The following is an 11748-nucleotide window of genomic DNA, read 5'->3' as shown; positions in this document are numbered from 1 at the left end:
CCGAATGCTCCTGGCGCTGTTGGCTATCCTGGCTCTGCCCGCTGTCGCCCGCGCCGAGGACAGCCCCTTCATCCCGGGCCACGCCGTGATCGCCATCTGGCCGGGTCCGGCGCCCGGCGGGGCGCACGCCACGGCGCAGGAAGCCGTGGTCGAACGCGCCAAGGACCCCGCCGCCCTGCGCGACCGCTACGTGAGGGGCGTCACCCGCCCGACGCTCACCGTGTTCCGGCCCGCCCACCCCAACGGCGCCGCCCTGCTGATGGCGCCGGGCGGGGGCTATGCCTGGGTGGTGATGGACAAGGAGGGCTATGAGGCCGCCGAGCGGTTCGCGGCCTCCGGCGTCACGGTCTTCGTCATGACCTATCGCCTGCCGCAGGAGGGCTGGGCGGCGGGGCCGGACACGCCGCTGCAGGACGCCCAGCGCGCTCTGCGGCTGGTCCGTTTTCACGCCGGCGAATACGGGGTCGGCCCGCATCGGATCGGGGTGATGGGCTTCTCGGCCGGCGGCCATGTGGCGGGCCTGCTGACGCTCGCCTTCGACCGCCCGGTCTATGCGCCGATCGACGCCGCCGACCAGGTCTCGGCCCGGCCGGACCTCTCGATCCTGATGTATCCGGTGGCCAGCATGGACGCCGCCATCGCCCATGCCGGCTCGCGCAAGAACCTGCTGGGCGATACGCCGACGCCCGAGCGGATCGCCGCCTATTCCCTGGAGGATCTGGCCCGCCCGGACGCCCCGCCGGTCATGCTGGTCCATGCGATCGACGACCGCAGCGTCCCCGTGGAGAACAGCCTGCGCCTCATGGCGGCCCTGCGCGCCGTCCACGTCCCGGTGGAGGCCCACCTGTTCGAGGAAGGCGGCCATGGCTTCGGCATCCGCTTCGCGGTGGGCAAGCCCGCCCAGGCCTGGCCGGACCTGGTCCTGGCCTGGATGAAGCGCAAGGGCATGCTCGGCTAAGGGAGCTCTTCCTTGGCGCTGGGCGCCGGAGAGGCTAGGGTCGGTCGTCCGGGATGAAGCGGTGTCCCGGTAAGGCTCACGCCCAAGCACCGCGCAACTCCGTATGGAGACTGCGCCATGGGCGATCCTGAATTTCATCTGTCACGCCGGTCTGTCGCCCTGGTCCTGGGGTTGTCCGCCAGCCCTGCCCGGGCCGCCCTTCGACCCTGTCCCGCGCCGCGGGTGCTGTTCGTCTGTCCGGCCGGCACGGTGAAGAGCGCCATCGCCCGCGAGATGCTGAAACGCGGCGCCGCGGCCCGGGGCCTTGCGGTCCAGGTGCGATCGCGGGGCGTCCATCCGGAGGATCACCTGTCGCCAGGGCTGGCCGCTCGGCTTGCGGCGGAGGGCATCGATCCCAGGGCGGAACCCGTCCGGTCCCTGAGGCCGCAGGACCCCGCCGCGGCCGACATCGTCATCGCCTTTGACGAGGCGGCCCAGGCGCCTGGCCTGGAAAGGGCGAGGATCTGGGACACGCCGTCCTGGAATGGCGACTACGACCACGCCCTGCCCGCCATGGTGAGCCGCACCAACGCCCTGCTGGACGAACTGGCGGCGCGCCCCTGCCCGCCGAGGTGAGCGGAACGGAGGCTTGGCCCCCGACGACAACCCGCGCCCTGCGCGTCGGAATTGGCTATCATGCTGCCGAATCCCCGGGGGGCAGGATTTCATGGGCGAGCTGGCGCGATCGGATCCGGCGGACATTGCCTTGGGCGAGCGGATTCGCGGCCTTCGTCGGCGAAGGGGCCTGACCCAGGCCGACCTCGCCCTGGCGGTCGGAGTCACCTTCCAGCAGATCCAGAAATATGAGCGCGGCGCCAATCGGGTCAGCGCCTCCATGCTGGGCCGCATCGCCAAGGCCCTGGAGAGTTCCGTGGCCGATCTGCTGGACGAAACCGTGGGCGTCGCCGACCTGAGGGCGATCGAGGAGCTGTTGCAGGAGCCGGGCGCGCTGGACCTGCTCGCCGCCTATCGGCGCATGCCCCACGGGCCTTCGCGGGCCAAGCTGGTGGCCTTTGTCGAGAGCCTGGGGGGTTAGCGGACCAGCTTCAGGGCGCCGGTCACCGCGTCGATCCTGGCCGGATCGTCCGGCCCCACGCCGACGCAGGTGAGCGTGCCGGCCTCGATCACCGTGCGCCCGGCGTCGCGGATCGGGGCGATGGTCAGGCCGGCGGCCTGGGCGGCGGCGGCGATCTCGCGCAGCTCGGTCTCGCTCTCGGCCCGCAGGACGATCTTGGGCATGCCGGCCTCCAGCCAGGCGCGCTGCTCGCGTCCGCCCGACTGCAGGAAGCCGGCGACCGCGGCGTGGGCGACCTGGGCGGCAAGCTTGCCGGGCGGCAGGTTGAGCGCCTGGTTGACGACGATGACCTGCTTCATGCCGCCACCAGGGCGTCGGGTCCAGTCAGCATCAGATCGTGGAAACGCTGGCCCATCAGCCGGTAGCCTTCGGTGTTCGGGTGCAGGTCGTCCGGCAGCAGATGGGCGTCGGCGGCGCCGAACAGGCTGAGGCCGTCCAGATAGCGAATCGCGGGATCGCCCGCCGCCTGGCGGGTCGCCACCATGTCGGCGAGAATCGTGCGCATGCCGCGCAGGGAGACGCCGCCGGCTTCGGCCGTGTCCTCGCGCGGCGGGGAGAAGATCGGCGAGGCGATGACCAGCGGGGTCGTCGGGTGCTTCTCGCGAATGATCGAGACCATGGCGTGGGCGGAGTCCAGGAAGGTGCGGGCCGCCAGCTGGCCGCCGGGATGCACATTGATCCCCAGCTTGAGCACGATGGCGTCGGCGGGCTGGTCGCGGATGATGCGCGCGGCCAGGCCCGACAGCATGCAGGACCCGGCCCAGCCGAGATTGGTGTGGCTGACCCCGGCCAGGCGCGCGGCCACGGCGGTCCAGCCGTTGGAGGCGCCCTCCGCCTCCATGCAATGGGTGATCGAGCTGCCGTGGAACAGGATGCGCGGGCGGGTGTCCGGGGCCGGCGCGACGGCCGCGCCATCGTCGAGGTCCAGACCGGTCAGGCCGACCGTGGCCGCCTGGGGCAGCCACAGCTCGATCAGCTTGTCGCCGGCGGGAAGGCCGTCAAAGGCGATGGCGAAGGCCTCGTCCCCGGTCAGGCCGCCGTCGGCGGTCATCAGGGCCCCGCCTGCGCCAAGGCTGCGGGCCTGCAGGGCGCCGTCGACATAGAGGTCCCAGGCGCCCCGGGTCTCCGGGGTGGTGTTGGGCAGCAGCAGGCGCTGGGTGGCGGTGACCTTGAGGCTTTGGCTGTCGGTGCGCAGCCGCAGGCGCACGCCGGCGGCGGTCGAGGCGACCCAGCGGTTGAAGGGGTCGTAGAAGCCCTGCTCGGCGACCGGCAGGCGCATGGGCTGCAGCGCGCCCGCCCGGCGCTTGAGGTCGATATGGCCGTCCAGCAGGGGTTCGATCTCGGCAAGGGACAGGGATCTCAAGGGCGAACTCCTGACGGCGTGAGCGGTCAGGGATATCGGCGACCGCCGCGCGACGCCAGCCTGGACAGGGCGCGGCCGTCACCTATGGTTTGCGGCCTTAAGGGGAGCGCGCCATGTCCGACCGTCATCACACCGCCGTCGGGGTCGCCCTCGCGCTGTTGCTGGCCCAACCCGCCCTGGCCGCAGCCAAGCCGGCGCCCAAGCCCGTGCCCAGTCCCGCGACGGGCCTGACCGATCCCAAGAGCCTGGTCTCGCCGGTCAATCCGGCCGCCGGGCCGGTGGCCGCGGCCGATCTCTATTTCTCCCGTGGCGGGCTGGACGCCGTCTGGTCGGCGGACGGCAAGTCGGTCTTCGTCTCGACCAATCTGACCGGCCGCTACAATCTGTGGCGGGTGGACGCCGACGGCTCCTGGCCGGTGCAGCTGACCCAGTCCGACGACCGCCAGTCCGGCCTGGCCGCCTCGCCCGACGGCAAGTGGATCGTGTTCCAGGCCGACGCCGGCGGCAACGAGATGTACGACCTCTACGCCCTGCCGGTCGGTGGCGGTCCGGTCATCAACCTGACCAACACCCCCGATGTGTCGGAGACCACGGCGCGCTTCTCGCCGGACGGCGCGAGCCTCGCCTTCGCCGCCAAGCGCAAGGCCGACGCCGGCTCCAACATCGCCGTCATGGGCTGGGCCGACCGCAAGGTCCGACTGCTGACCCAGGAGACCCAGGCCGAGTTCACCTGGGCGCCGGTCGGCTGGGTTTCCGGCGGCCTGATCGCCAATCGCGGCGATGTCGGCCACACCCTGATGGGGGTCTGGCGGGTGGGCCTCGACGGCGGGGCGCCGACGCCGGTGACCTCGGTCAAGGCCAAGGCGATCATCGGCGCGACGGATATCTCCGCGGACGGCAAACTGTTGGCGATCACGTCCGACGAGGGCACCGGCCAGAACCATGCCGGGGTCCTGACTATCGCCACCGGCGCCTATGGCTGGCTCAAGCCGACGCCCTGGGACCAGAGCTCCGGCGCCTTCGCCCCCGATGGCAGGAGCCTGGCGGTGGTCGACAACGCCGACGGCCGCCAGTCGGTCAGCCTGGCCGACATCGCCACGGGCGCGACGCGCAGCCTGGGTCTGCCCGACGGCTATACCGACCAGGCCTCGGCGGCGGCCTTCACCGCCGACGGGCGGATGCTGCTGAGCCATGAGGCCAGCAACAGCCCCTTCGACTATTGGGTCGCCGACACCAAGGTCGGGACGGCCCGGCCGCTCACCCATCTGGGTCTGGCGAGCCTCGATCCCGCCCGCCTGCCCAGCGCCCAGATCGTCCACTACGCCAGCCAAGACGGCACGGTGATCAGCGCAGTCCTGACCCTGCCGTTCAATCTGAAGCGCGACGGAACCGCGCCGGCCGTGGTGGTTCCGCATGGCGGGCCGACCGGCCAGACCCAGGACCGGTTCAGCCGCATCGCCATCGCGCTCGCCTCGCGCGGCTATGTGGTGATCCAGCCCAATGTCCGCGGATCCACCGGCTACGGCATGGCCTTCCAGATGGCCAACCACAAGGACCTGGGCGGGATGGACCTGACCGACGAGGTCTATGCAACCAAATTCCTGATCGCGAGCGGCTATGTGAACCCCAAGAAGATCGGCATCACCGGCGGGTCCTATGGCGGCTTCATGACCCTGATGGCCATCGGCCGGACCCCGGACGTCTGGGCCGCGGCGGTGTCGCAGTACGGCATCATCAACTGGTACGAGATGCTCAAGCACGAGGACGCGGCGCTGCAGCAGTACCAGCGCTCCCTGATCGGCGATCCGGTCGCCGACAAGGCGGTCTATGACGCCGCTTCGCCCATGACCTATATCCGCCAGGCCAAGGCCCCCCTGCTGGTGCTGCAGGGCGAGAACGACATCCGGGTGCCGGTGGGCCAGGCCCGCGAGGTGGTCGAGACCCTCAAGAGCGTCGGGGCCACGGTCGACGCCCACTACTATCCCGCCGAGGGCCACGGCTTCGTGAAGCGCGAGAATCAGATCGACGCCATGCAGCGGCTGATCGCCTGGCTGGACAAGTATCTGAAGGGCGAGTGAGACGGGAAGCGCACTAGGCTCGCGGCGGGCGCGGCGCTAAACCGGACCCATGAACGCGCCTGTGAAGACCGAAACCCTGCCCCAGTGGCGGCTCGACGACCTCTATTGCGACCGCGACGATCCACGGATCGAGACCGACCTGGCCAAGGCCCAGGCCGCCAATGACGAGCTGGCCCGGCTGAAAGGGCGGTTCCTGGCCCTGCGCGCCGATCCGCTGCGTCTGGGCGAGCTGCTGGACCACGGGATCAACCTCTATGAGACGGCGACCAACGGCCTGTGGTCGGTCGGCGCCTATGCCTCCATGGCCGCCTCGGTGGCCCGCGACGACCCGGCGTGGTCGAAGTTCGAAGCCGACTTCCGGGCCCGCTCCAGCCAGATCGCCGCCGAGAGCCTGTTCTTCACCCTGGAGCTCAACCAGCTCGAGGATCCAGAGATCGAGCAGGCCTTCAAGGCCCACGCCCCGGCGGCGCGCTGGCGCAGCTGGATGCGCCGTGTGCGGCTGTCGCGGCCGCATGAGCTGTCGCCGGACCTGGAGCGCATCCTGCTCGATCGCGGCCCGGCCGTCGCCAACTGGGCGCGGCTGTTCGACGAGACGCTCGCCAAGCTGACCGCCAAGGTCGGCAAGGAATCCCTGACCCTGCCGGAGGCCCTGAACCGGCTGTCCGATCCCGACGGCGCCCGGCGCAAGCAGGCGGCGCAGGGCCTGGCCAAGGCGCTGGAGGAACGCACCCCGATCCTGGGCCTAGCCTACAATACGCTGGTCTTCGAAAAGCAGGTCGAGGACCGCTGGCGGAAATATCCGACGCCCCAGGCCTCGCGCCACTTGGCCAATGAGGTCGACGCCGACGCGGTCGAGGCCCTGGAGGCCGCCGTGGTCGAGGCCTATCCGTCCGTCAGCCACCGCTATTATCGGCTGAAGGCCCAGGTCATGGGCCGCACCACCCTCGACTACTGGGACCGCAATGCGCCGCTGGAGACCAGCGCGCCGCGCACCTATGGCTGGGACGAGGCCAAGGCCATGGTGCTGGACAGCTTCTCCGACCTCGCGTCCAGGTTCGCCGACACCGCCCGGACCTTCTTCGACCAGCCCTGGATCGACGCCCGGCCGCGGCCCGGCAAGCAGTCGGGGGCCTATTCGCATCCGGTCAATTCCGAGCGCCACCCGTTCGTGTTCATGAACTATATGGGCGAACGCCGCGACGTGCTGACCCTCGCCCACGAGCTGGGCCACGCCGTGCACCAGACCCTGTGCTCGCCGCTCGGCACCCTGTTGGCCGACACCCCCCTGACGCTGGCCGAGACCGCCTCGATCTTCGGCGAGGGCCTGGTGTTCGAACGCCTGCTGGCCGGCGCTTCCAAGGCCGAGCGGCGCGGCCTGCTGGCCGGCAAGATCGAGGACGGCATCAACACCGTCGTCCGCCAGATCGCCTTCCACCGGTTCGAATGCCGCTTCCACGCCGCCCGCGCCCAGGGCGAGCTGTCGGCCGAGGAGATCGGCGGGGTGTGGCTGGAGACCATGGGCGAGAGCCTGGGCCCGGCCATCAAGCTCAACCCCGGATATGAGCACTATTGGGGCTATGTCACCCACTTCGTGCACTCGCCCTTCTATGTTTACGCCTACGCCTTCGGGGATCTCCTGGTGCGCGGCCTGATGGAGAAGCGCCGCGAGGACCCGGCGTCCTTCGCCCCGCTCTATGAGGACCTGCTCGCCGCCGGCGGCACGCGGACCTATGTCGAGGCCCTTCAGCCCTTCGGCCTGAACCCGCGGGAGAAGGCCTTCTGGGCGGCGGGCATGACCCAGCTGGAGCGGCTGGTGGATGAGTTCGAAGCCCTGGTCTGAGGCGGCGCGGGCTTTAGCTGAACCGTAGGGCGCGCGGGGCGTTCGGATGGGCGATGACCAAGCCCCCGATCCCCCTCCGCCGCCTGGAGACCCGCGTGCTGCTGGCGGTGCTGGCGGGCGCGGGCGCCGTCTGGGGGTTCTTCAACCTGGCCAGCGAGGTGATGGAGGGCGACACGCTCGCCCTCGACCAGCGCCTGCTGTTGGCGCTGCGCGACCCGCACAATCTGAGCGATCCGATCGGACCCCGGTGGCTTGAAGAAGCCATGCGCGATCTGACCGCCCTGGGCGGCTTCACCGTGCTCACCCTGGTCACCCTGTTCGGCCTCTTGATGTTCGCCCTGCATGGCCGGCGGCTGCAGGCCTGGATCCTGGCGGGCACGGTGCTGGCGGCCCAGATCTCCGCCGAGCTCCTCAAGGGTCTCTATGACCGGCCGCGTCCGGCTCTCGTGCCGCATGGCGACCTCGTCTACGCCCAGAGCTTTCCGAGCGGCCATTCCACCCTGGCGGCGGCGGTCTATCTGACGCTCGCCACCCTGATCGCCAGCGTCGAGCTCCGGCCCGCCGCCAAGCGCCTCGTCTATGGCCTGGCCGGGGCGGTGACGGTCGCGGTGGGGATCAGCCGGGTCTATCTGGGTGTCCACTGGCCCAGCGACGTGCTCGCCGGCTGGGCCCTGGGCGCCACCTGGGCGCTCGGCGCCTGGCTGGTCCTGGAACGCCTGCGGGACGCCCCGAGCATGACCGCGAATTCACTGAAGCCTGACCGTCCTCCGCCCTAAGCTTCGGCCTCACTGGAGGAGACGAACATGGGTCGGCGCGGCGTGATCATCGGAATGACCCTGGCGCTGCTGGCGCCGGGCCTGGCCCAGGCGGCGGACAAGCTGCCGGTGAAGCTCAGCAAGGTCTTCCCCTATCTCGACAAGTACCTGGCCATCCCGCCGGACCAGCGGAACCACTTCGCGCTCGGCTATGTCATCCAGGTCAACGGCAAGCCGGCGACCGGCATGAACGCCGCGATCCTGGAGCCGGACGGCCGCCGCACGCCCCTGCCGATCAACGCCGAGGGCTGGGTGACCAAGCTGCCCACCGCCGCCCAGCTGGCCAGCGCCAGTTTCACCGCCGACGCGCCGCCCAATCCCGATTTCGGCGTTCATATGCGCATCTCGCCGTCCCTGCCGCCGGCCCAGGAATATATCCCCCGCGACCTGGAGCTGGCGGTGAGCCAGGCCAACGCCGGCATGGACAAGGTGGCGGGCATGATGCGGTTCGCGGTCCCCACCCTGGTGGGCGTGAGCTTCCCGGGCGCGGGATCTGGCAAGGCCCGGCTCGCCGACGGCCGCGAGGCGGCCCTGCCGGTCGCCGCCGGCGCGCCCTTCTATGATCCCAAGCTGGCGCCCGGCGCCATCAAGATCGTCCTCGCCAAGGCCCCGACCCGGCTGGCCTTCAAGGACAACAAGTAAGGTTCAGCGCAGCACCAGGCCCAGCAGGGCGTGGGTGTGGGCCTCGATCTCCGCCGCGCTGGAGGTGTCGGCGCCATAGGCGGCGCGGACCTCGCCGGCCAGGGTGAAGGGCGCCTGGGCCGCCGCCGACAGGATGTAGATCAGCGGCCGAACCGGTGAACGCGGGATATGGCCCTCGTCCATCAGGGTCTCCAGCAGCCGGGTCAGGGCCCGGTGCTGCGGGGCGATGATGTGCTCGGCGATCCAAGTCACCCGGTCGGAATCGCCCATGGTCTCGTGGACCATGATCCGCGCGTGCTCGGGATGGCGGGCGCAATAGCGGACATAGGCCCGCACCATGGTGCGGAAGCGCTCGACCGGTGGCTGGGTCCGCGCCGTCCGCCAGCTCTCCAGCATGTGGGCGTCCATCAGGGCGATCAGGTGGCTCATGGCCGCCCGCCACAGACCGGCCTTGTCCGTGAAGTGATAGCGCACCAGGCTGTGCTCGAGGCCGGCGGCGGCGGCGATGTCGCGCAGGGAGGCGCCCTCGAATCCGCGCCGCGAGAAGATGTCCAGCGCCGCCGACAGAATCGCCTCGCGGGTCTCCTCGACGGGGCGGTCGTTGCGGGCCGGACGGCCGCGCGGACGGGGGGGCGCTTCGCTCATAGAAGCATTATTGCCCATTCGGACTAAAATGGATAGCGTGCCCGCCAACGAGACCAATGACCGGGGAGAGAGATCCAATGACCGCCGCCCAGACCTGGCTGGACAAGAGCCTCAGCCCCGACGATCGCGCCCGCGCCCTGATCGCCGAGCTGACCCTCGACGAGATGATCACCCTGGTTCACGGCCCGATGCCGAACCTGATGAAGCCCGAGGAGAAGCCAGCGGATGCGGGAACCGGGGCCGGCTATATCGGCGGCGTGCCGCGCCTGGGCATTCCGGCGCTCAATGAGACCGACGCCAGCCTGGGCGTCACCAATCCCCGCCAGGTGCGCAAGGGCGACGGCTCGACGGGCCTGCCGTCGGGCCTGGCGATCGCGTCGACCTGGGACGCTCATCTCGCCTATGAGGGCGGGGCGATGGTCGGCCGGGAGAGTCGCGCCAAGGGCTTCAACGTGCTGCTGGGCGGCGGCGCCAACCTGACCCGCGATCCCCGCTGCGGCCGCAATTTCGAATATCTGAGCGAGGATCCTCTGCTGACCGGCGTGCTGGCCGGGGAGGCGATCAAGGGCGCCCAGGCGAGCAACATCGTCTGCACTATCAAGCACTTCGCCCTGAACGACCAGGAGACCTGCCGCCACGTGGTCGATGCGCGGATCGACGAGGGGGCCCTCCGCGAGAGCGACCTGCTCGCCTTCCAGATCGCCATCGAGCGCGGTCAGCCGGGCTCGGTGATGTGCGCCTATAACCGCGTGAACGGCGAATGGTGCGGCGAGAACGACTTCCTGCTGAACCAGGTGCTGAAGGGCGACTGGAACTATCCAGGCTGGGTGATGAGCGACTGGGGCGCGGTGCACACCACGGCCAAGGCGGCCCTGGCCGGCATGGACCAGGAGAGCGGCTACCAGCTCGACAAGCAGGTCTATTTCGGCCCGGTGCTGATGAAGGAAGCCGTCGAGCAGGGCGAGGTGCCGTTTGAGCGCCTGACCAACATGGTCCACCGCATCCTGCGCAGCCTGATCGACAAGGGCGTGTTCGATAACCCCGTCGTCCCCTCTGAGCCAGACTATGAGGCCCATGGCGACATCTCCCAGGCCGCGGCGGAAGCCGGGATCGTGCTGCTCAAGAACGACGGGGTGCTGCCCCTGGGCGGGGGCTTACGCAAGATCGCGGTGATCGGCGCCCACGCCGATGTCGGCGTGCTGTCCGGCGGCGGCTCGTCCCAGGTGATCCCGGTCGGCGGCCCCGCCCTGGAGCTGAAGGTCTCCATGGGCCCGTCCTCGGCCTTCTCCTCGGTGACCTATTTCCCGTCCGCCCCGCTCGCCGCGATCAAGGCCCGCGCCCTGAACGCCACGGTCAGCTACGCGTCGGGCGAGGATGTCGCGGAGGCCGCCGAACTGGCGCGCGGCGCCGACCTCGCCATCGTCTTCGCCGACCAGTGGTGCACCGAGGCCGAGGACCTGCCGACGCTCAGCCTGCCGCATGACCAGGACGCCCTGATCGCCGCGGTGGCGGCGGCCAATTCCAAGACCATCGTGGTGCTGGAGACCGGCACGCCGGTGACCATGCCCTGGCTCGATCAGGTCAGCGCGGTGCTGGAGGCCTGGTATTCCGGCACCCGCGGCGGCGAGGCGATCGGCCGGATCCTGTTCGGCGAGGTCAGCCCGTCAGGCCGTCTGCCGATCAGCTTCCCCAGGTCGGTGGACGATCTGGTGCGTCCGCAGATCCCCGGCATGATCTTCGGCCCGCCGGAGGAGGGGAAGACCATCCCGACCTCCTTCCCGAACGTGCAGCAGCACAAGGGCAAGTTCTCGGTCGAGCATCCGGAGGGCGCCGATGTCGGCTATCGCTGGTACGACCGGGCCGGCAAGACCCCGCTGTTCCCGTTCGGCTTCGGCCTGACCTATACGCGCTTCGCCTATGCCGGCCTGGAGCTCGCGGGCGGCGAGACGGTCACCGCCAGCTTTGAGGTCAAGAACACTGGCGCGGTCGCGGGCGTCGAGACCGCCCAGGTCTATGCCCGGATCGCCGGCGGCCAGCGGCTGATCGGCTGGGCCCGCGTGGCGCTGGAGCCCGGCGAAAGCCGGCGGGTGAGCGTCGAGGCCGATCCGCGCCTGCTGGCCAGCTATGACGCGGGCCTGCCGGGCTGGCGGGTGGCGGCCGGGCCGGTCGAGGTCACGGTCGGGCCGGACGCCGCGACCGTCGCGCTGAAGGGCGAGGCGGTGCTCAGCGCCCGGACGATGAAGCCGTAATCATCCTCCCCCACGCAGTGGGGGAGGGGACCGCGAAGCGGTGG

General features: G+C 70.3%; 11 protein-coding genes. 8 read left to right on the top strand and 3 right to left on the bottom strand.

Annotation, left to right across the window (positions count from 1 at the left end; all coding sequences use genetic code 11):
• The first annotated feature begins 4 nt into the window (after window positions 1–4).
• The 3 genes from MQH10_RS05730 (at window position 5) to MQH10_RS05720 (ending at window position 2033) form a co-directional block, all read left to right on the top strand.
• Window positions 5–958 (top strand): alpha/beta hydrolase, encoded by a 954-nt coding sequence (locus MQH10_RS05730; protein ID WP_242563110.1) that lies wholly within the window; start codon window positions 5–7, stop codon window positions 956–958.
• Between the two features lie 117 nt (window positions 959–1075).
• Window positions 1076–1573 (top strand): arsenate-mycothiol transferase ArsC, encoded by a 498-nt coding sequence (locus tag MQH10_RS05725; RefSeq protein WP_242563109.1) that lies wholly within the window; start codon window positions 1076–1078, stop codon window positions 1571–1573.
• A 130-nt stretch (window positions 1574–1703) separates the two neighbouring features.
• Window positions 1704–2033 (top strand): helix-turn-helix domain-containing protein, encoded by a 330-nt coding sequence (locus MQH10_RS05720; protein ID WP_242563108.1) that lies wholly within the window; start codon window positions 1704–1706, stop codon window positions 2031–2033.
• On the opposite strand, the gene pth2 is transcribed toward MQH10_RS05720, so the two are convergent.
• Together pth2 and MQH10_RS05710 are read right to left on the bottom strand one after the other, a co-directional pair.
• Window positions 2030–2371, bottom strand: a complete 342-nt coding sequence (gene pth2, locus MQH10_RS05715; protein WP_242563107.1) for an aminoacyl-tRNA hydrolase — start codon at window positions 2369–2371, stop codon at window positions 2030–2032. The genes MQH10_RS05720 and pth2 overlap by 4 nt on opposite strands.
• On the bottom strand, window positions 2368–3435 hold the full coding sequence (locus tag MQH10_RS05710; RefSeq protein WP_242563106.1) for a GDSL-type esterase/lipase family protein: 1068 nt from the start codon (window positions 3433–3435) through the stop codon (window positions 2368–2370). The genes pth2 and MQH10_RS05710 overlap by 4 nt, the downstream gene beginning before the upstream one ends.
• A 113-nt stretch (window positions 3436–3548) precedes the next feature.
• Between MQH10_RS05710 and MQH10_RS05705 the strand changes: the two genes are divergently transcribed.
• From MQH10_RS05705 to MQH10_RS05690, 4 genes are read left to right on the top strand one after another with little or no spacing between them, the layout of a single operon-like run.
• Entirely contained in the window at window positions 3549–5513 is a 1965-nt protein-coding gene (locus MQH10_RS05705) for a S9 family peptidase (protein WP_242563105.1), read from the top strand.
• A gap of 49 nt (window positions 5514–5562) precedes the next feature.
• A complete protein-coding gene (locus MQH10_RS05700) occupies window positions 5563–7353 on the top strand; it encodes a M3 family oligoendopeptidase (protein ID WP_242563104.1) in 1791 nt (596 codons plus the stop codon).
• 53 nt (window positions 7354–7406) lie between these two features.
• Window positions 7407–8129 (top strand): phosphatase PAP2 family protein, encoded by a 723-nt coding sequence (locus tag MQH10_RS05695; protein WP_242563103.1) that lies wholly within the window; start codon window positions 7407–7409, stop codon window positions 8127–8129.
• A 27-nt stretch (window positions 8130–8156) separates the two neighbouring features.
• Complete coding sequence (locus tag MQH10_RS05690) at window positions 8157–8810, top strand: DUF2987 domain-containing protein (RefSeq protein ID WP_242563102.1); 654 nt, start codon at window positions 8157–8159, stop codon at window positions 8808–8810.
• Between the two features lie 3 nt (window positions 8811–8813).
• On the opposite strand, the gene MQH10_RS05685 is transcribed toward MQH10_RS05690, so the two are convergent.
• Window positions 8814–9455, bottom strand: a complete 642-nt coding sequence (locus tag MQH10_RS05685) for a TetR/AcrR family transcriptional regulator (RefSeq protein WP_242563101.1) — start codon at window positions 9453–9455, stop codon at window positions 8814–8816.
• A gap of 77 nt (window positions 9456–9532) precedes the next feature.
• On the opposite strand from MQH10_RS05685, the gene MQH10_RS05680 reads away from it, so the two are divergent.
• Window positions 9533–11704 (top strand): beta-glucosidase family protein, encoded by a 2172-nt coding sequence (locus MQH10_RS05680; protein ID WP_242563100.1) that lies wholly within the window; start codon window positions 9533–9535, stop codon window positions 11702–11704.
• Window positions 11705–11748 lie beyond the last annotated feature (44 nt).

It is taken from the genome of Phenylobacterium aquaticum (assembly GCF_022695515.1).
In the GTDB taxonomy this organism is placed as follows: Bacteria; Pseudomonadota; Alphaproteobacteria; order Caulobacterales; family Caulobacteraceae; genus Phenylobacterium; species Phenylobacterium aquaticum.
This window is presented reverse-complemented; position numbering and strand designations above follow the sequence as displayed.

Bases quoted from the DNA above. Each gene is read 5' to 3' on its own strand.
- MQH10_RS05730 (WP_242563110.1), top strand. From the start codon at position 5: ATGCTCCTGGCGCTGTTGGCTATCCTGGCTCTGCCCGCTGTCGCCCGC.
- MQH10_RS05725 (WP_242563109.1), top strand. From the start codon at position 1,076: ATGGGCGATCCTGAATTTCATCTGTCACGCCGGTCTGTCGCCCTGGTC.
- pth2 (WP_242563107.1), bottom strand. From the start codon at position 2,371: ATGAAGCAGGTCATCGTCGTCAACCAGGCGCTCAACCTGCCGCCCGGC.
- MQH10_RS05705 (WP_242563105.1), top strand. From the start codon at position 3,549: ATGTCCGACCGTCATCACACCGCCGTCGGGGTCGCCCTCGCGCTGTTG.
- MQH10_RS05700 (WP_242563104.1), top strand. From the start codon at position 5,563: ATGAACGCGCCTGTGAAGACCGAAACCCTGCCCCAGTGGCGGCTCGAC.
- MQH10_RS05695 (WP_242563103.1), top strand. From the start codon at position 7,407: ATGACCAAGCCCCCGATCCCCCTCCGCCGCCTGGAGACCCGCGTGCTG.
- MQH10_RS05690 (WP_242563102.1), top strand. From the start codon at position 8,157: ATGGGTCGGCGCGGCGTGATCATCGGAATGACCCTGGCGCTGCTGGCG.
- MQH10_RS05685 (WP_242563101.1), bottom strand. From the start codon at position 9,455: ATGAGCGAAGCGCCCCCCCGTCCGCGCGGCCGTCCGGCCCGCAACGAC.
- MQH10_RS05680 (WP_242563100.1), top strand. From the start codon at position 9,533: ATGACCGCCGCCCAGACCTGGCTGGACAAGAGCCTCAGCCCCGACGAT.